Source organism: Bhargavaea cecembensis (genome assembly GCF_000826125.2).
GTDB lineage: Bacteria > Bacillota > Bacilli > Bacillales_A > Planococcaceae > Bhargavaea > Bhargavaea cecembensis_B.
Genome location: NZ_LN651371.1, coordinates 277,585 through 296,976 on the forward strand (window position 1 = coordinate 277,585; position 19,392 = coordinate 296,976).

The window sequence follows — 19,392 nt, forward strand, 5'->3', positions numbered from 1 at the left end:
AAAGCCCGCCCGCAAACATGCGGACGGGCCGGACCATCAACCGAGCAGGAGCCCGGAGATGAAGAGGAAGCCGAACACCCAGTGCTGTTTCGCAGCAGCAGGCATAGCGGCGAGCTCATCATGCCGGGGTGCGCCTTCCCGGAGGAGACGGAGAAGCCGCAGTGACCACGGAATCGCCAGGAACGTGAACAGGGCGGCAGATGGAAAGACTCCCATCACGGTGAAGACCAAAACCGTCACATAAGCACCCGCGACCAGGACGGCCAGCAGCAGGCGGGCCCGCCTCCGGCCGATGATGAGCGGCACCGTGCACCGGAACGGCCGGTCCTTCTCCAGATCGCGGATATTGTTTGTCAGGATCATCCCGGTGATGAGAAACGCGAACGGCAGAGCCACGGCAAAGATGCTTGGACTGAACGGGACATCCTGGATGCCGTAGGCGAGCAGGGCCACGGTGAATCCGAGGAAGACCGCGGCCACCGTCTCGCCGAGCCCGACAGACGAAAGCGGACGGCGGCCCGCCGAATAAAACAACGCTGCCAGAATCGAGAACGCGCCCGCCCAGAGCACCCAGCCTCCGGACTTGATGGCAATCAGGATCCCGAGTGCCATCGCTGCGGCGATCATGCCGCCGGCCAATAAAGGCAGCTGGTTGAAAGCGGCATGGCCGGGTGTTGCAGGTCCGGCCGTCCACTTCTCTTCGTCCTGCCCTTTCTTGAAATCGAAGTAATCGTTCAGCACGTTGGCCGACATCTGGACGAGCAAAGCCGCCGTGATGAACAGCAGGAACAGGCCGGGACGCACGGTCCCCCTCCCGCCCGCCCAGATTGTGCCGGCGATGGCCGGCGTGATCGTTCCGCTCAAAGTCATCGGGCGGACGAGCTGAAGCCATGTCCCCCGGTATGTGTATCGGAAGGCATCTGTTCGCATTCCGCATCCCTCCTTCCAAGGTCGGTTGCTCAGAACGACAGCATGACGGCGAGGAGTGCGATAAACCCGAGAACCTCCACTCCCGAAACAGCCGTCACCCGGCGGAGCGCACGGTTCAGGAACATCGGGTATCCCTGCCCCGCCAACCCCCACAGCGTGCCGTCCCGGATCACTTTCATCGAATAGCGGTAGCTGACGAGCGCCCCCCACCCGAGCGTTGCGAGTCCGAGCCCGAATGCCAGGATGAAATGCTGTCCGTATGACGTATTCCAAAGCGTGCTCCACTCACGGACCGGTCCGAATGCAGTGCCGAGTGCCACGCCGGTGACGATGACCGCCGCCCCGATCAGCGACAGCAGCCTGTGGGTCCAGCCCATGAGCGCCTGCAGGAACTGTTGCTGACTGGCAAAGTCCAGCCGCTTCATCGCCGGGAACACGCCCCAGCCGACGAACAGGATGCCGCCGACCCACATGATTCCGAACAATATATGAACGCCGAGAACCAGCTGATGGATGTTCCAGCCCATTCCCACCACGACCTTTCCCTGGTTTTGTCTTTATTGTACCTCCCGGGGGCCGGCCGCCGCCTTGACGGGCGTCAATGATCGGGACCGAAGGGCGGGTGCTTTGACGAAATGGGGATTGACTTCTTTGCGGGTCGTGTTATGATTATTCGAAACTTAATCATTCGTTGAACAATTTAGAAGGAGACATGCATGCGGATGCGGGATTTCTAGAGAGCCGGTGGCAGGTGCGAACCGGCAGTCCCGGCCGTGTGTTCCGCTCCGGATATTGGCGGGCTGAACATCCGAGTAGGCCCGTCCGGACATGCCCGTTATGCATGTGAATGAAGGCTGCCGGCCGGAGAACCGGCAGCGAATGAGGGTGGCACCGCGAGGCTTTCAAGCCATTCGCCCCTTGCAGGAATGCAGGGAGACGAATGGCTTTTTATATTTCCCAATAAAAAGGAGGACTTTGACATGCTGCAAGACCAACAGTATTTGAGGATTCCGGGACCGACGCCGATCCCCCCGAGCGTGGAGCGGGCGATGGCGAAGCCGATGGTGGGACACCGGGCGAGCGTGACGGATGATCTGCTGAAAAAAATCCAGCCGGGGCTCCGGAAGGTGTTCGGGACGGATCAGGACGTGCTGATCGTCGCGGGGAGCGGGACGGCCGGGCTGGAAGCGGCCGCCGTCAACACGGTCCGGCGGGGCGAAGAAGCCATCGTCATCGTGTCCGGTTCCTTCGGCGCCCGGTTCGAGAAGATCTGTCTTGCGCACGGCATCATCGTCCACCGGTATGAAACGGAGTGGGGCGAGGCGTTTGAACCGGAAGTGGTGCGCGGAATGCTGGAGGAGCACCCCGGCGTCAAGGCGGTATTTTCCACTTATTGCGAAACGTCCACCGGTGTCGTGAACCCGGTCGCCGAACTCGCCCGTGTCGTGCGCGAAGTGTCCGATGCCCTCATCATCGCGGACGGCGTGTCGATCATCGGCGGCGTCGAGGCGAAAATGGACGAATGGGGCCTGGACGTGCTCGTCACCGGTTCCCAGAAAGCGATGATGCTGCCGCCGGGCCTCATGTTCGCTGCCGTGAGCGACCGGGCCTGGAACGTGATCGAGGCGAATCCGGACCGGGGATTCTACCTCGACCTTGTCCAATACCGGGACAGCATCCGGGAAAACACAACCCCTTTTACGCCGGCCGTCTCCCTCCTTTACGGACTCGACCAGGCACTCACCCTCCTCGAAGAAGAAGGGATCGCGGAAGTCGCCGCCCGGCATGAACTGATGCGGGACATGATCCGGGCCGCATTCCGGGCACACGGCATCCCGCTCCTCACTTCAGATGAGGCCGGATCGCCGACCGTTACCGCCGTCCGGCCCGACGACTTCGACGCCGAAGGGTTCCGCAGCCTCATTCACCGGGAATTCGGCCTGGCGGTTGCAAGCGGCCAAGGCAAGCTCGAAGGCAAGATCTTCCGGGTCGGCCATATGGGCTACTGTTCCCCGGGCGACGTTCTCCAGATGATCGCCCTGTTTGAACTGGGGATCGCCCGGGCCGGGAAGCAGATCGAAACCGGCAAGGGAGTCGCCGCCGCACAGCGCGTTTATTTGCAGAAGGGGGAACAGACGAAGTGATTGCCATCGCCCAAAAGAAACCCGATATGAAGCAGGCCATCCTCCTCATCACCGATCCGCTCAGCGAAGAAGGCATGCGGCCGCTCCGGGAAGCATCCGGTGTCGAGCTGGACGTACGGACCGGACTCACGACGGCTGAACTTCTTGATGCCGTCAAAACGGCGGATGCGCTGCTCGTCAGAAGCGGCACCCGGGTGACCCGCCAAGTGATCGAAGCGGCGGAAAACCTGAAAATCATCGGCCGCGCCGGCGTCGGCGTCGACAATATCGACCTGGAGGCGGCGACGGAACGCGGGATCATCGTCGTGAACGCGCCGGACGGGAACACGAACTCTGCCGCCGAGCACACGGTCGCGATGATGGCGGCGCTCGCCCGCAACATCCCGCAGGCCCGCCAGTCTCTCCTGGAAGGCCGGTGGGACCGGAAAGCGTTCATCGGCATTGAACTGAAAAACAAGACGCTCGGCGTCGTCGGCCTCGGCAGGATCGGTGCCGAAGTCGCCCGGCGCGCAAAAGGCCAGCGCATGAACGTCATCGCCTGCGATCCGTTCCTCACCGAAGAGCGGGCGAAGGAAATGGGCATCACGGCCGGGACATTCGACGAAGTCATCCGGGCCGCTGATTTCATCACCGTCCATACGCCGCTCATGGACGAGACCCGCCATCTGATCAACGCGGAGGCGTTCGCCAAGATGAAGAACGGCGTCCGCATCGTCAACTGCGCGCGCGGCGGCATCATCAATGAAGATGCACTTTTTAATGCCATCGAGTCCGGAAAAGTCGCCGGAGCGGCGCTTGATGTATTCGAGGAAGAACCGTTCACCGGCCACCGGCTGCTCACGCTGCCGCAAGTGATCGCCACTCCGCATCTCGGCGCGAGCACGATCGAGGCACAGGAGAGCGTGGCGATCGATGTCGGCCGGGATGTCCTCCGCTTCCTGAACGGCGAACCGGTGAAAAACCCGGTGAACCTTCCTTCTGTTTCAAAAGAAGCACTTGCAAAAATCGAACCGTTCTTCGACCTGGCCGAAAAGCTCGGCGCGTTCCTGTCCAGGCTTTCCGATCAGCCGCTGACCGACGTAAATATCCGGTATTCAGGGGACCTCGCCGACTGCGATGTACGTCCCCTCACCCGGAACGCGATGAAGGGACTGCTGAAGCGCAACCTCGGCACCCACGTGAATGATGTCAATGCGAAATTCCTCGCCGATTCATTCAACATCAGAGTCAGCGAGCACAAGACGACCGAAAGCAAAGGCTTCCAGCAGCTCATCACGGTGGAGGCGAAAATGGGCAGTGACACCCACCGCGTCGCCGGCACTCTCCTGAGCGGGTTCGGAGCGCGCATCGTGAAAGTCGATGACTATGCCGTCGACGTCACGCCTTCCGGCCATCTCCTGATCATCCGGCACAAAGACCAGCCGGGCGCCATCGGACGCGTCGGCATGCTGCTCGCCGAAGAAAACATCAATATCGCGACGATGCAGGTCGGCCGCTCCACCGCGGGCGGGGACGCCATCATGATGATCACCGTCGACCATGAAGTGAAGCCGGACGAGATCCGCCGCCTGAAGGGAATCGCGGATATTTACGAAGTCCGTGCGATTGATTTATAAAGACGAAATGGCAAAACCGGGCCGCGGCCCGGTTTTTTCGTTTGGGTTGTAAACTTGTATCATTCGAAAGTGGACTCGCGTTACTCGATCCGGCTCTGCTCACTCAGGTCCAAACTCTCCTCACTCGGGTCCGAACTCTCCTCACTCAGGTCCAAACTCTCCTCACTCGGACCCGAACTCTCCTCACTCGTCCGAAAACCGTCCTCTTCGGGCTTTCGGCACTCCCTCTCTTATCGTAGTTGCTCCAGGACTTCATCCAGTTCTCCGAGATGGCTGATTTCAAACGCCGGCACCACTTCCGGATCCGGGTCCTTTCCTTCCCGGTTGATCCAGACCGAATGGATGCCTGTCCGGTTCGCCCCGAGTATGTCGGTCATGAGGTTGTCGCCGACCATGAGTGCCTCCTCCCCTTGAGTTCCCGTCTGTTCGAGCACATGCCGGAAAATCGATGCGTCCGGCTTGCCGCGTCCGAATGCGCCGGAGATGACGATCAAGTCGAAGTACGGGCTCAGTTCGGGCGTGATGGACAGCTTGAGCTGCTGGAGCGACGGGGCCCCGTTCGTCAGCAGGACGAGGCGGTGATGTTCCTTGAGCTTCTCAAGGACATCGAACGTCTCCTCGTACACGAATGGTGCCTGCCGGCGCTCCTCGATGAAGCGGCCGGCCAGTTCCCCGCCGAACGCCGGATCGTCGATGCCGAGCGTACGGAGTCCGCCCGTCCACGCGTCACGCTGGTAGACAGGAACCAGTTCACGCATCCGCCCAAAGTCCTCACCGGGATCATCAAACGTCCCCCACAACCCCTCGAACGGGCTGATGCCGATCATCCGGGTGAATTCGTATGTATCGTAGGATTCATACAAACTCCTCGCCGTTTCCCGGACGGCGAGCTCCAGTGCAGAGGCATCGGCGCCTGTCCGGTCGGCCGCATACATGCACGTCCGGTCAAATGCGGTCTGGACGCTCTTTTTGTCCCAGATCACTGTATCGTCAAGATCGAAAATAATCGTGCGGATCATGACCATCCCCCCTTTTGTCCGATTGTACCGCATTTCACCTGAAATAAAAGAGGCGGGCGGGCCTTGCCCCTCCAAGTATGTTAAGATGGGGGAAAATCAGACAGAAAAAACAAGGGGTGGCCAGCATCAAAAAAATGGATGACTCGACACAAATCAGCCTTCTTAAAGCCATGCTCGACGGCAGCAGGGTGGCCGCGCTCGTCACGGACCCGTCGCAGGAAGACAATCCGATTGTCTTCGTCAATCATACATTCGAATCGCTCACCGGCTATCCGCCGGAAGAGGTGATTGGCCGGAATTGCCGTTTCCTCCAGGGGGAGAAGACGAACCGGGAGGATGTCGCCAAAGTCCGCTCTGCGATCGAAAATGAAGAATCCATCACGATTACGATCAAAAATTACCGCAAAGACGGCAGCCCGTTCTGGAACCGGCTGCACATCGATCCGATTTACGTGGACGGGCAACTGTATTTCATCGGGACCCAGACCGACGTCTCGGTGGAGCGGAGACAGCGGATCGAGATTTCCCAAAAAGAAAAAATCATTGAACAGCTCGCCCTTCCCATCCTGGCCATCGAGGAAGACGTTGCCGCTGTCGCCCTCACCGGCGTGATGACCGAGGAACGGTTCAGTATGCTGAATATCAAACTGAGCGAGTACGTCCAGGAGCGTCATACGACACACATCATCCTCGATGTGACGGGTCTTTATTGGGAAGATGACACACCGGCCATCAACTTCCTGCACATCCAGGAGGTGCTCAAGCTGATGGGCACCACCCTGTATGTTACCGGCATTTCCCCGGTCATTGCCCGGAAGCTCTCCGATGCACTCGGAAGCAGCGTGACTTTGCATACATTCTCTTCCATCAGACAGGCGATGCAGCTCGTCCGCTGAATGCATCTGCACCGGCAATAAAAACCCCGCATGACCGAAGAAAATCGGCGATGCGGGGTTTCTGCGTTCACGGGAAGCTTACGTGAAATCTCGCGGGATTTCCGCGTTCCACGTCCGGTCAAACACTTCTTCGTCGCCTTCATAGGCGGTGACCCGGTTCATCAGGTAGTACTTGTCGCGGTCCGCAGTCATCGTGCTTTTCGTCACGAGGCTCGTCTGCCAGCTTCCCCGGCCGACATCAAGCGTCCATTCACATTCGACCCGGGCGCTCAGCGGATCGCCCTCCCGGATCGTCCAGACGTTCCGGTTCGTGCTGCCGTATTCCAGCCCGTTTGAAGGCAGCCGGCGCTTTCCTTCATCGGAAAAGTCGTCGAGCGTCCACATGCCGGTGACAACATCTTTCTTGATCTCTCGTGTGCGGACGGCTTCCCGGAGCGTCTCCTGCTCAAGCACCGGCGCTGTTTCCGCCGGCTTGAGTGGACGGAGCTCTCGGTCGATCTCCTTCGGCTCCCTCACCGGCAGCGACAGGCAGGTCTTTTCCGACGGGTAAAGGGTGAGCGTCGCTTCTTCCGGGCTCGGCCACGCATGCGGCCAGTAGTTCGGGGAGACGGCGAGCTCCAGGCGGTGGCCTTCGGATACATTGTAGCCGATCACATCAAGCTCGACGGAAACGGTGACCCGCTCACCCGGCGTGAGGAGTTCCGGAAACTCATGGCTGTTCCGGTGGGTCAGGTTCAGCATTCCCCAAGTGATGCGCGTCGAGGAACCGTCAGGCGCCACGTCATCCAGACGGACCGCCAGCAGGGCCTGCGGCTTGTCTGAAGACAGTTCAGCCGTGAACACCGGCCGGCCGAAGATGGCGAGCTGCCCATCAAGCGGTTCGGAGCGGAACACAGTGGCAAAGCCGTTTTCATTGCGCTGGTCGCCCGCCAGATCCCCGGCCTGGCCGAACGGGCAATAAACGCCGGCATGATGCCCGTGCTGCTGGGCGCTCGTGACCCGGATCGAGTCCGTCTTTTCCGGATTTTCACTGAGCTGAGTCCCATTGAGATAAAGCCGGCGCTGCGGCTGTCTTTCCGGCGGCCACTCATTCTCCGCAACCCACCGGCCCGGCCGGTAGTCGTACTCGGTCTGCGGCGGCACGCTGTCCTGGAGCCAGGCGCGAAGCATCGGCTCGTCCATGATGCCCGTATCTTCCCCTTTCAGCCACTGATCCCACCAGCGGATGCATTCCTGGAGGAAACCGACCTGGGGACCCGGCACCGCCATTTCCGGATATTCGTGTGCCCACGGGCCGATCAGGCCTTTTTTCGGCACGTCGAGATGTTCCAGCATGCGGGGGATCGCGTTCGGATAGCCGTCCGCCCATCCGCCGACCGCGAACACCGGCACTTGGATATCGCTGTAGTCCTCACAGACGGACCCATGTTTCCAGTATTCGTCCCGTCGCTGGTGGCGCACCCATTCTTCGACATGAGGCGGCGTTTTCTCCAGCCGCTCCAGCCAGTTTTCGCGCCATGCATCGCCGACGACTTCAGGGTCCGCCGGCCGGGCATTGTAGGCGAGCATCGTCGAAGCCCACCAGAGCATGTCCGATGCCAGCATCGCACCGCCCTTGTAGTGGACATCATCCGCATAACGGTCGTCGGTCGAGCAGATCGTGATGATCGCCCCGAGTTCTTCCGGGCGGCGGGCCGCCACCTGCAGGCCGTTGAAGCCGCCCCACGACTTGCCGATCATCCCGACTTTGCCGGTGAACCAAGGCTGCCGGGCGATCCACTCCAGGACCTCGAGTGCATCGTCCTGCTCCTGCTTCAGGTATTCATCATAGAGGATGCCGCCGGAGTTGCCCGAACCCCGGATGTCCACCCGGATGCTCGCATACCCGTGCCCCGCAAAGTATGGATGGCGGAGCGAATCGCGCAGAGCGGTAAAATCATCTTTCCGGTAAGGGATATATTCAAGGATCGCCGGGACCGGATGCTCTTCTGCGTCTTCCGGAAGCCAGATCTTTGCGGAAAGACTCGTGCCGTCCGACATCGGGATCGATATATTGTTCAGCTCTTTTACTTTTCTCGGAAAGTCGGTGCGAATCGACCGTCCGGTTTCCTTTACGTTAAATACCATGTTCAATCTCCTCCTTTGATTTTCGGTTCTTTCATGAATCTCTTCGGTTCCCTCAAGGGAGGCGCAGGGAAGTCCTGCTTGAGCCAGCGGAACAGAGAAACGGCCAGCAGCAGATAAAACAGGAAAATCGGGATCGATACGACAACAGCGGAAGTCTGCACGACCCGGAGCCCGCCGACGAACAGGAGCCCGAGCGTGAGGACGGCCAGCATCCCGCCCCAGATCATCCGGTGCCACCGGGCCGGATCCTGCCCCGCCTTCAGTTCGCGGGTTGCAATCGCGGCGAGAACATAAGTCGCCGAGTCCATCGAGGTCGACAGGAAAATGACCGCAAGAACGATGAAGAACGGCAGGACGATCACGCTGAGCGGCAAGGATTTCAAAATTGCGACGACCGCCGCCGGCCCTCCGTCATCGGCGAGGATGTCCGTGAGCGTCAGGACCCCGCCGAGCTCCAGACTCATCGAATAGCCGCCGAACACCATGAAGTACAGCCACCCGCCGACCGATCCCCAAAGAAGCATGTGCATAATGAGCTGACGGAGCGTGCGGCCCTTGGAGATCCGGGCGACGAACAGGCCCATGAACGGCGCTGTTGCAGCGAACCAGGCCCAGTAGAACACCGTCCAGTCCTGAGGAAAGCCGCTCTCTGCGATTGGATCCGTGTAAAAGCTCATCATGAGGAAGTTCTGGAGCATCATGCCGAAGCTGTTCGAGAAATACGTCAGGATGAACAGGGTCGGTCCGGCAAGCAAAACAAAGACCGCCAGTGCAAGCGCCAGGTAAATGTTCAGATCGCTCAGCTTCCGGATGCCCTTATGCAGTCCGAGATAAGCGCTCGCCGAGTAGATGACCGTGATCAGGATGACGATGATCGCATCGAGCATGAGAGACGGCTGGATGCCGATCACGTCCGCCACGACAGCGGACACCATCGGAACCCCGAGGCCGAGCGATGTGCCGAGACCGCCGACCAGGCTCCAGATCACGAGGATGTCGATCACTTTTCCGATCCATCCTTCGGAATACTTCCCGAGCGCCCCGCTCAAAGCGGCGCTCAGCTTCAGTGTCGGACGCTTGCGGATAAAGTACATATACGCGATGACGACCGTCGGGAACGCATACAGCGACCATGCGGAAATTCCCCAGTGGAACAAACCGTAGGTCACCGCCCACTCGGCGGCTTCCTGGCTTCCCGGCTCAATGCCGAACGGCGGCCCTGTGAAATAAAAGAGCGGTTCGGCCATCGACCAGTACATGATGCTCGTCCCCATGCCCGCCGTGAACAGCATCGTTCCCCAGCTGAACGTCGAGAACTCCGGCTTCCCTTCACCGAGTTTGATATTGCCGTACCGGCTGAACGCCAGCCAGAGCAGCACGATGAAAAGTCCGATCGTCAGGAACTGGAACGCCCAGTCCATATTATGTGTAATGCCTGTCATGACCCTGTCCAGGTACGGCTCCGCCGATTTTTGGAAGATGACAAGCAGTGCAGTCGCAGCCAAAATGACGATGATTGCAGCCCAGAAGATGAATCGATCTACATTTGCCTTTTTCATTTGGTCCCTCCATGTTGGTCTATGATTTCGGCAGTTCCCGCCTGATAGCGCTTACAACGCACATTCTAGATTCGAACGTTTCGGCAGGACATGCATCGCGCCTCCTTCCTCTTGCAATTTACCGATTTATGAATCATGATTAGTTGGTAATCATGATTATCTTTTAGACATTGGTTAGTCTAACATAACTTTTCTGGCGAAACAAATCTAATTGACGGATAATTTAGCGAAAGTCATGATTCAGGCAGGATGTGGTGGAGGTGTCAGAAATGAAAAATAAGCAATTGCAAATGAGCCGGATGTGGAAGTATTTCGTGGAAGCGACCGTGGAGATCATCGAAGAAGAGGGCATCAGCAAAGTGACGATCCGGAAAGTCGCCGACCGGGCCGGCTACAACAGCGCCACCATCTACAATTATTTCTCCGAACTCTCGCATCTCGTTTTCTTCGCATCGATGCGACTGCTCCGGGATTACGTGGAAGACGTTTCACAGTACGTAAAGAAGGCGGATACGCCGCTCGAACAGTATGTCCTCGCTTGGGAATGCTTTTGCAGGCATTCATTCAAATCGCCCGAACTGTTCCACGCCGTCTTCATGATGGACCTCGGCGACCAGCCCGAACGCCTCATGGAACGCTACTATGAGACCTATCCGGCGGACCTGCTCGATGTCCCCGAAGCCATCCAGCCCTCCCTCTTTGAACGGAACGTCATGAAACGCGGACGATCGCTGCTCGTGCACGCCGTGGAAGCCGGGCAGGTGCCGGAGGAGAAACTGACCGGCATCAATGAAATGACCAACCTCATCTGGCAGGGCATGATGAGCGCCGTTCTGAACAATCGGCTCGAGTATGACATTGAAACCGCAGAGGAGCGGACGATCGGTTATATCAAGGAAGTGATCCGGGAAAGCACCAAAGGTTGATGGGACCCCGATCTGATATGTGAGGAAACGTCCGCGGGCGGCCGAGTGCCGTTGCGGGCGTTTTTTCAGGCGGGCTTGGGGAGGGCGAGTGTGATCGTGCGGGCTGCAAGTGTCATCGGACGGCGGACGAGTGTCATCGGACGGCGGACGAGTGTCATCGCATAGGCTGCGAGTGTCAGCGGAGGGCGCCTGAGTGTCATCGCATAGAGCGTGAGTGTGATCGCGCAGGTCACGTATACGGCCGGCTCACCCGGCTGGCATGCCGGACGGATGATAGATGCCGGTCGTGCATGCTGATTCATGCCCATCCCCTTTCGCCTCTTCCTTCATATGATGCATCCAAGCGGGGAGGCGGGCGAGTTGCAATGGTTGACCATCTTGTTCCTGGGTGTGGCGGCGAATTTGGACAATCTCGGAATCGGCCTGGCTTACGGTATCCGGAAAACGGCGATCCCGTTTCGGTCGAATGCCGCCATCGCGATCGTTTCGATGGCGGTCGCGGTCGTGGCGATGCTGGCGGCGGAGTATGTGACGCTTTTCATTCCGGAAGAGATGGCGAACCGGCTCGGCGGATTCTTGCTGATTGCGATCGGCCTCTGGATGCTTATCCAGCCCCAGTCGTCCGGACCGAAGATCCTGGAAGACCCGGATGTGGCGGACACGGACGGAGACCGGATCCTGTCCGTCCGTGAAGCCTTTCCGCTCGGATTCCTGCTATCTGCAAACTCCCTTGCCGGCGGATTCGGCATGGGGGTAAGCGGCGGGCCGATGCTCGGGACGGTTTTATCAATCGGCTTCTTTTCCCTTGTGACGGTCGGCGGCGGGCAGCGGTTCGGCCAGCTCCTCACCCGTACCTGGATCGGACGCTACCCTTCCGAAGTTGCGGGCGGCCTGCTCATGCTGATCGGCATGGTGGAAATGGTGATTTGATTGGCGGGGGTTGAGGAGCGAGAGATTGTGGCCGGAGGATTTTCGCGGATGCGTCTGGCGGTTTCGCGGAAGCAAATTTCGGCCGGAGGAGTTTCGCGGATGCATCGAGCGGTTTCGCGGATGCTAATTTCGGCCAGGGGATTTTCGCGGATGCTTCTGGCGGTTTCGCGGATGCATCGCAATTTTCCGTATCAAAAAAGCCCGACCCGGCTTCATCGGCCGGATCGGGCTTTGCTGGTTGATCAGGTGCGGTCCCAGAACCGCTTCATTGCGAGTGCGTCGATATATTGCTCTGTGAATTCAGGGTTGTCGGCGGCGAGGACGACGCCGTCCATGTTGTTGTCTTCTGTTTTCATCATATACTTTTCACCGCCGGAGGAGATGGCGATGGGCTTCATATGCATGTACTGCATCTTGAAGAAGTCCATGATGCCCTGATCGAACTTCATCTGGTTTTTCGCCTTGCCGCCGACGATGAAGATCGAGTCGTACAGCGTCGGGTGGACGGTCAGGAACGTCTGGGTCGGCGTGAGCTCTGTACCGTCTTTGCCCTTGACCGGAGAAAGCGTCTCGGAGACGATGTCGACTTTCGCTTTTACATCCATCAATGCATTGAGGACTTTCTGAACCTCTTCTCCGTCGAAACCGTCGCCGATCAGGACGGCGACACGCGATGTCATGGCGGAGTGCGGTGTGTTCATCATGCTCAGCGCAGGAGAACTCTTGTCGTAATCAACGTGGCCCTCTTTCGGCGGCTCGACGCCGACATTCTCCGCCAGCATCGTCGCGAAGTCCGTATCCACATTGCCGAACATCTCGACCGTCTTCTGGCGGATCGACATGTTTTTCACACTGCCGACGTGGAAGCTGAACGACTCGATGAGATCCTGCTTTTCCGGCATGGACAAGCTGTTCCAGAACAAGCGGGCCTGCGAATAGTAATCCTGGAACGAGTCGCTCGGATGCTCGCGGGTCACATGGCCTTCGACTTTGCCCGGATAGTTTTCATATCCGCCCTCTTCCGGCGGCACCTCATGCGGAGTGTTTTCGGCCTGCATATTGTTGTGGAAGTGGACATTGTCCTGTTCAATCGGATACTTCAGATAGCTGTCCCGCAGATTATGATTCACATCCGAAATCGGACGGTTGATCGGCAGTTCCTCATAGTTGGCGGAATGTTGACGATAAAGCTCCGTGTCCCGGTAGGCGAACGAACGGCCCTGCAGCACCGGATCGTTCGTGAACTCAATGCCCGGCACGAGATTCGACGGGTTGAACGCCGATTGTTCCTCTTCCGCGAAGAAGTTGTCCATGAGCCGGTTCAGCGTCATCTTGCCGACGACTTTCGGCGGCACTTCTTCTTCCGGCCACAGTTTCGTATCATCCAGGATATCGAAATCGAATTTGAATTCATCTTCTTCGGCGATCAGCTGGACACACAGATCATATTCCGCAAACGCCCCGCTCTCGATCGCTTCGACGATATCACGGCGGTGGAAGTCCGGATCCACCCCGCCGATCACATTCGCCTCATCGAGCATCAGCGAGTGGACACCGAGCTTCGGCTTCCAGATGAACCGCACGAACGTCGACTTGCCTTCTTTGTTGATGAATCGGAACGTGTTGATCGGATAGCCTTCCATCATGCGCCAGCTCCGCGGACGGCCGCGCATCGACATCACCCACATGACCATATGAGCGGATTCCGGATTGCTCACGACGTAGTCCCAGAAATTATCGTGCGCTACGGTCGCCTGCGGCATGTGCTGACGCGGCTCCGGCTTGGCTGCATGCGTGACATCCATGAACTTCATGGCATCAGCCAGGATGAACACCGGAAACTGGAGTGCCAGCATGTCGTAGTTGCCTTCTTCGGTATAGAACTTCGTTGCGAACCCGCGGATATCGACCGCCGTGTCCTTGGAACCCCGGTTACCGATGAAGTTGGAGAAACGGACGAACACCGGCGTCTGTTTGCCCGGCTCAAGGAACTTCGCCATTGTATACTCTTCGAGAGACTCCGTCGCTTCAAATACACCATGCACGCCAAACCCACGGGCGTGGACGACTTTCTCAGGAATGCGTTCCCGGTTGAAGTGCGACTGCTTTTTGTAAAAGTGGAAGTCCTGCATAAGCAACGGCCCACGCTTGCCGGCGCGGAGCGTTTTCTGGTCGTTTGCCACCTTTTGGCCGTTAATGTCCGTCATCGGCTTGCCCGTGTTCTGCCTGCGGAACTGCTCGAGTTGCTCATCCTTCTTATCCTGATGCATCGGGTTCTTGTTGTCCTGGTCCATCTCGTCACGCATCTCCTCTCATTGGTCTGTTCATGTGCCTCTTTCAAAAAGCAGGAAATACCGGGAACGGCACGCTGCAGCCGCCTTCGCACCTGTGCGAAAACAGCCGGCGAAATCCGTCCCGGCCCCTGCACAATCGTCAATCTTGTTCCCCGTAAATCCATTAATCAAACCCACCGGCGGACCTGCTTTGACTTTCCGGAAACAAAAACGCCGCTCCTCCCTTCCAGGAAAGCGGCTTGTCCCATTTAAAGATATTGATAAAATAATCCGTGTTGCGTACAGTACCACAAAAGCATCCCATGCCTCCGCTTGGGCAGCCGGGCCTGCATCTCCCATTCCGGATACTGTTTGAGAATCCTCACCTGACCCCCTTCGGCAAAAGCAACAAAGGAAATATAGTGTTCTTTCTCCATCGGATGATCACTCGAAATGAACCACTCACCATCCACTTCGCTGACAATGAGTTTTTCTTCGTCCGTTGCTTTTTTTGGCTCGAGTGCCTCGAGCTTTCGCCCGCAACAAGAAACGGTCGCACTCCCTGTGGACATGACGATGTTATTGCATGATGGACAAACGAAATAACTTGACTTTTTCATATTTCCCCCCACGAATTCATTGACCGCCAGTTCGCCTCCAAGAAGTTCCTCTATGTTAACACCGAGAAGAGCAGAGAGCTCCGGCAACAGCGAAACGTCCGGCATGCCTTGTCCCCGCTCCCATTTGGAGATGGTCCGGTCCGACAGGTTCATCCGGTCCGCCAATTCTTTTTGGGTGAAGCCTTTTTCCTTGCGCAAATCTGCAATCAGACGACCGACTTTGTCGCTTTCCATGCTGGCACCTCCTGCGCTTCCAATCTTATGACGTTCGAGGGAACGCGGCAACAAACGCTTCGTGGAGTGTTGGACAAATAGATTATCCCAGATCGTGCTCGATCATAAAGGAGACACCCCGATCCGCAAAAGTCCACGCCCGCTCCGCGAAAGTTGATATTCACTCTATCGAAGCTGACACTCGCAACCCTGAAGTTGGTACTCGCCCCGCCCCCTCCTCACATGACCCGAAAAAGCCCGACCGGCATGCTTCCGGTCGGGCTCTCAGCAGTTCTTTTATCCGATTTTCGTCAGCGTGCCGAACATCGTCGTCCTTCCTTTGTCTCCGTTGACGAAGCCGATCATTTCTTTCTCATTGCAAAAGAGCACATCGCCCTCGGATGCCGGGATCTCTTCTCCGTCGACGGAGAATGTCCCGCCGCCTTCCTGGACAAACAGATACAGTTCCTTGCCCGGATGGCTGTGCGCCTTCATCGTCTGGCCCGGCTCGAAGTTGAGCGCGAACGCCGTGCTCCGTTCATTTTTCATGAAGTCGACTTTCGTGAAACGGTCGTCCTTGAATTGCCGGGATGCTTTGATGGACTGGTGATTCACAGAAATCTCCCCTTCCTCCGTTCATTCCTCTTCTGCTTTTCCCTTAGGGAAACCGGGCGAAACAACAGGACGCCTTCAATCAGAAGATCGTCTCATACAGCAGGAACAGGTTCAGGCAGATGATCAGGACGGCGATCAGCCAGGCTGTCACGGTCGTGATTTTCCGGTTGACGAGTGTGCCCATGAGTTTTTTGTCGCTCGTGAAGACGATCAGCGGGATGAGCGCGAACGCGATGCCGAACGACAGGATCACCTGGCTCATGACGAGCGCCTTCGACGGATTGATGCCGAGCATGATAATGATGATCGGCGGCAGCATCGTGATGACGCGCCGCAGGTAGATGGGGATCCGCTTGCGGATATATCCCTGCATGACGATGTCGCCGGTGAGCGTGCCGACCGATGAACTGGACAGGCCGGCCGCCAGAAGCCCGACCCCGAACAGGATGGCCACATGCGTTCCGAGCATCGAGCCGAACTGGTCGTACGCGACCTCAAGATCATCGACCTGTACGCCTGCCTTGTAAAACAGTGCTGCCGCGACGATCAGCATGCTCGCGTTGATCGCTCCGGCGATGATCATGGCGATAATGACATCGATTGATTCAAACTTGAAGATCTTCTTCCGTTCGGCTTCGTTCCGCCCGACGATCCGCTTGTTCGTCAGGCCGGAATGCAGATAGATCGCGTGCGGCATGACCGTCGCCCCAAGCATCCCGGCGGACAGCAGGATGCTGTCCACGCCTTCGAATCTCGGCGTGAACAGACCGGCGAGCAACGGGCCTGCTTCAGGTTTTGCAACGAACACCTGGACGCCGAATGCGATGACCACGACGAAAATCATGCCGGCGATGATCGCTTCAAGCGACCGGATGCCCCGCCGCTGCATCTCCAGGATGGCGAACGATCCGATGGCGGCGATGACGGCGGCCGCGCCCATCGGGATATTGAACACGAGATACAGCCCGAGCGCCGCCCCGATGAACTCTGCCAGGTCGGTCGCCATGATGACGAGCTCCGCCTGGATCCAAAGGAAGATCGACGTCTTCTTCGAAAACCGCTCGCGGCTCACTTCCGGCAGATTCCGGCCGGTCGCAATTCCGAGCTTCGCCGACATCATCTGGATAAGCACCGCCATCAGGTTCGATGCCAGGATCACCCAGAGCAGCTTGTAGCCGTATGCCGATCCCGCCGAGATGTTCGTTGCGTAGTTGCCGGGATCGATATAGGCGACCGCCGCGATAAAAGCAGGTCCGAGGAACGGCAGGAGCTGACGGATCCCTTTCGTTTCTCCGCTCAGGGAAGTGCTGGCATGCTTCTGCAGGGCTTCGTCTTTTATATTCGTTTCTTCCCGACTTTTAGGCTTCATGTAAAATCCCTCAATCCTGAACTGGAACGTTCAAAAAGTTGCCTTAAGGAAACTCTTTGATGGAATTAATTATAATTAACTTCCAGTTCGCAAGTCAAACCGTCCGCTTGAAGCGACCGTCCGCTCTCCTTAACCTCTATTACCCGCCTGCCGTGGGAACATGCAAAGAATATCCGTTTGGGCTGGCCGGGATATGCAGTGCCTGAAAGGTTTTAGGCAAAACAAAAAGGACAGCACAGAGCCGTCCTTTTTAATGAGTTTTATTTATTCGCGTTTTGAGCTGCCTGAAGGTCCCGCACTAATTTAAACGCCTGATTGGTTAAGCTGTTCCAAGCGGCATCCGCCATTACTTCTCTTCTACTGCTTTTTAAAATATCCACGGCTCTTTCCTGAACGGGACGAGCTCCTTGGCCGCCCGGGCCACCCCTTCCGCTCCCGGCGGCGGATCAACCGAGCCCCGGACGCCCTGGATCCGGCCGTCCGCATACCGGATCGTCACTTCATAGCTCCAGCCGTCGAGCACGGGAGAGCCGTAGTCTTTGATCCAGCCGTCAACGTGGAATTGGGTGATGAGTGAATCCAGGAAATCTGCAGCCGCGGCCGGGGCGATCCGGTATTCGTCCCTTCGGAAATCCATCTTACCGGGTTGTCCGCCTGCCGTCAGGATTTCATGGGTGACCGCTCCGCTCCGGCTGATCTCCACTTCATGGACCCGCTCCTCTCCCGGGGAGATCGGGCCGCTTGCATACATTTCAAAGCGGATGGACCGGATCTGATTCATGGGCAGCTCACTTCGCTTTCCATTCGATTTGTCTCACTTCCGGACTTCGTCTTTCATTCATCCAGCTGTTCGAGCCTTTTCAGCCACTCTGTGATCTTCCCCGACTTCAGGAAATGAAGAAGGGTTCCTTCGCTGAAACGGTCCGCCCGGATTACACCCATGATGAGCGCAAGCACCGCCTGCCCGTCTAAAGCCGATGCGTCCGCCTTTTCCATGGGCCTGCCCGCCCAGTCGATGCCGTTCTGTTCAAGAATGTCTTTGTATCTGTTCAGTTCATACTCCGGATGGCAATCGGCAAACCTGTGGAAATCAGCCAGGAACAACCAAGTCTCCTCGCTCGGATCAACATATGCCAATTGAATGGTTCCGCCATCATTTCGGCTGCCTCCGGACCATTCGCCATGCTGGCTTTCTTCCAGTTTGACGATATGGTCCGTCAGAAGCGCATACTTGCCATGTCCGTCATCGCCGGTCCAAGCCTGCCACTCCCGGTAGATTCCAAGCAGTTCTTCATTCAGGTAACCGAGCGCCTGTTCTTCAAGTTCTGCCGGCACGCCGTAAAACGCCTCCGCGATGGCACCGGTGATGGCAGCGAGCGTATCGCTGTCGCCGCCGACTGAAATGGCGGTCCGGATGGCGTCTTCAAACGACACAGATTCCAAGAACGCCTGGATGGCCTGAGGCACCGTGTCCTGGCACGTTTCATTGAACTCATACGTATCCCGGATGCCGTCGATGGTGAAGTCGAGCGGATAATACTCCGACTTGATGAAACTCTGGATTTTTTCTCGATCCGATCCATTCCTCGCCATCCAGATCGCTGCGGCAACGGCTTCTGCCCCCTTCAGCCCTTCCGGATGGTTATGTGTCACGCAGGTCACGGCGTCGGATCACCCGCATGGCCGCCCCGTTGCCGAAGCTGCAGTACGGCTCGGGGTGAGGATTGAACACCCAATTACCGAACATGCCGCCGTATCCGCAGTCCGGATACTTGCGACCGATCTCCTGCATAAACCGGACGGCTTGTTCACTGAGACGCTTCATTCCGAGGTCTTCTATTTTGAACAAAGAGCCCAGTTCCTTTTTGGTTTCCATAATGGCTTTCGCCACTGCAAGCGTCATGATCGTATCGTCCGTCACTTTGCACTTCTCATGGAACATCACGAAATCTTTGCTGCGGTGATTGTCAAATTCAAAACGCGAACCCGCTATATCCCCAATGATGGCACCAATCATTGAATTCCCCCCGGTTTTTGATCCTTGGTTCTCATCCAGTTCGCCTATGCTTAGATGGTCAGTTTGAGAGAGTGCAACCACTTGTCCCCCGCTCAAGCCGGCGTCTCGTCAATCCAGCGCACTTGAAGAAACAAATCC

Annotated in this window: 18 protein-coding genes and 1 other annotated feature; of the genes, 5 read left to right on the forward strand and 13 right to left on the reverse strand. The window is 57.7% G+C overall.

Features of this window, described 5'->3' with window-relative positions; genetic code table 11:
• Nucleotides 1-36 precede the first annotated feature (36 nt).
• On the reverse strand, nt 37-930 hold the full coding sequence (locus BN1189_RS01955) for a prenyltransferase (protein WP_040224971.1): 894 nt from the start codon (nt 928-930) through the stop codon (nt 37-39).
• A gap of 29 nt (nt 931-959) precedes the next feature.
• Entirely contained in the window at nt 960-1,457 is a 498-nt protein-coding gene (locus BN1189_RS01960; protein ID WP_040224973.1) for a hypothetical protein, read from the reverse strand.
• Between the two features lie 165 nt (nt 1,458-1,622).
• Nucleotides 1,623-1,852 (forward strand) — a binding site (T-box leader).
• A gap of 58 nt (nt 1,853-1,910) precedes the next feature.
• Between BN1189_RS01960 and BN1189_RS01965 the strand changes: the two genes are divergently transcribed.
• On the forward strand, nt 1,911-3,074 hold the full coding sequence (locus BN1189_RS01965) for a pyridoxal-phosphate-dependent aminotransferase family protein (protein WP_040224974.1): 1,164 nt from the start codon (nt 1,911-1,913) through the stop codon (nt 3,072-3,074).
• A gap of 26 nt (nt 3,075-3,100) precedes the next feature.
• Entirely contained in the window at nt 3,101-4,690 is a 1,590-nt protein-coding gene (serA, locus tag BN1189_RS01970) for a phosphoglycerate dehydrogenase (RefSeq protein WP_040225010.1), read from the forward strand.
• Between the two features lie 230 nt (nt 4,691-4,920).
• Here the strand turns inward: serA and BN1189_RS01975 are convergent, their stop codons facing one another.
• Complete coding sequence (locus BN1189_RS01975) at nt 4,921-5,709, reverse strand: HAD family hydrolase (protein ID WP_040224978.1); 789 nt, start codon at nt 5,707-5,709, stop codon at nt 4,921-4,923.
• A 116-nt stretch (nt 5,710-5,825) separates the two neighbouring features.
• On the opposite strand from BN1189_RS01975, the gene BN1189_RS01980 reads away from it, so the two are divergent.
• Nucleotides 5,826-6,605: a PAS domain-containing protein gene (locus BN1189_RS01980; protein ID WP_257125355.1), complete on the forward strand. Its 780-nt coding sequence runs from the start codon at nt 5,826-5,828 to the stop codon at nt 6,603-6,605.
• A gap of 78 nt (nt 6,606-6,683) precedes the next feature.
• Here the strand turns inward: BN1189_RS01980 and BN1189_RS01985 are convergent, their stop codons facing one another.
• Nucleotides 6,684-8,732 carry a CocE/NonD family hydrolase gene (locus BN1189_RS01985; RefSeq protein ID WP_040224979.1) on the reverse strand — a complete coding sequence of 683 codons (2,049 nt, stop codon included), beginning with the start codon at nt 8,730-8,732 and terminating at the stop codon, nt 6,684-6,686.
• 2 nt (nt 8,733-8,734) lie between these two features.
• On the reverse strand, nt 8,735-10,291 hold the full coding sequence (locus BN1189_RS01990; protein WP_069201935.1) for a BCCT family transporter: 1,557 nt from the start codon (nt 10,289-10,291) through the stop codon (nt 8,735-8,737).
• A 269-nt stretch (nt 10,292-10,560) separates the two neighbouring features.
• Here BN1189_RS01990 and BN1189_RS01995 point away from each other — a divergent pair, with 269 nt between their 5' ends.
• Nucleotides 10,561-11,217, forward strand: a complete 657-nt coding sequence (locus BN1189_RS01995; protein ID WP_040224980.1) for a TetR/AcrR family transcriptional regulator — start codon at nt 10,561-10,563, stop codon at nt 11,215-11,217.
• 65 nt (nt 11,218-11,282) lie between these two features.
• Here BN1189_RS01995 and BN1189_RS02000 read toward each other — a convergent pair whose 3' ends face one another.
• Nucleotides 11,283-11,525: a hypothetical protein gene (locus tag BN1189_RS02000; protein WP_040224982.1), complete on the reverse strand. Its 243-nt coding sequence runs from the start codon at nt 11,523-11,525 to the stop codon at nt 11,283-11,285.
• A 52-nt stretch (nt 11,526-11,577) separates the two neighbouring features.
• Here BN1189_RS02000 and BN1189_RS02005 point away from each other — a divergent pair, with 52 nt between their 5' ends.
• Complete coding sequence (locus BN1189_RS02005; protein WP_040224983.1) at nt 11,578-12,147, forward strand: manganese efflux pump; 570 nt, start codon at nt 11,578-11,580, stop codon at nt 12,145-12,147.
• 242 nt (nt 12,148-12,389) lie between these two features.
• On the opposite strand, the gene BN1189_RS02010 is transcribed toward BN1189_RS02005, so the two are convergent.
• The 7 genes from BN1189_RS02010 to BN1189_RS16315 all read right to left on the reverse strand — a co-directional run bounded on the left by BN1189_RS02010 (nt 12,390) and on the right by BN1189_RS16315 (nt 19,254).
• Entirely contained in the window at nt 12,390-14,441 is a 2,052-nt protein-coding gene (locus BN1189_RS02010; protein ID WP_040225014.1) for a catalase, read from the reverse strand.
• A 248-nt stretch (nt 14,442-14,689) separates the two neighbouring features.
• On the reverse strand, nt 14,690-15,274 hold the full coding sequence (locus BN1189_RS02015; protein WP_040224985.1) for a helix-turn-helix domain-containing protein: 585 nt from the start codon (nt 15,272-15,274) through the stop codon (nt 14,690-14,692).
• A gap of 276 nt (nt 15,275-15,550) precedes the next feature.
• The gene (locus BN1189_RS02020) at nt 15,551-15,868 is read right to left on the reverse strand and encodes a cupin domain-containing protein (RefSeq protein WP_040224986.1); all 318 of its coding nucleotides are present in this window, start codon (nt 15,866-15,868) and stop codon (nt 15,551-15,553) included.
• A 79-nt stretch (nt 15,869-15,947) separates the two neighbouring features.
• Nucleotides 15,948-17,237 (reverse strand): Nramp family divalent metal transporter, encoded by a 1,290-nt coding sequence (locus BN1189_RS02025; protein WP_052455577.1) that lies wholly within the window; start codon nt 17,235-17,237, stop codon nt 15,948-15,950.
• A 367-nt stretch (nt 17,238-17,604) separates the two neighbouring features.
• A complete protein-coding gene (locus tag BN1189_RS02030) occupies nt 17,605-18,018 on the reverse strand; it encodes a hypothetical protein (protein WP_040224987.1) in 414 nt (137 codons plus the stop codon).
• 53 nt (nt 18,019-18,071) lie between these two features.
• Complete coding sequence (locus BN1189_RS02035) at nt 18,072-18,899, reverse strand: ADP-ribosylglycohydrolase family protein (protein WP_257125356.1); 828 nt, start codon at nt 18,897-18,899, stop codon at nt 18,072-18,074.
• Nucleotides 18,880-19,254 carry an ADP-ribosylglycohydrolase family protein gene (locus tag BN1189_RS16315; protein ID WP_069201937.1) on the reverse strand — a complete coding sequence of 125 codons (375 nt, stop codon included), beginning with the start codon at nt 19,252-19,254 and terminating at the stop codon, nt 18,880-18,882. The genes BN1189_RS02035 and BN1189_RS16315 overlap by 20 nt, the downstream gene beginning before the upstream one ends.
• Nucleotides 19,255-19,392 lie beyond the last annotated feature (138 nt).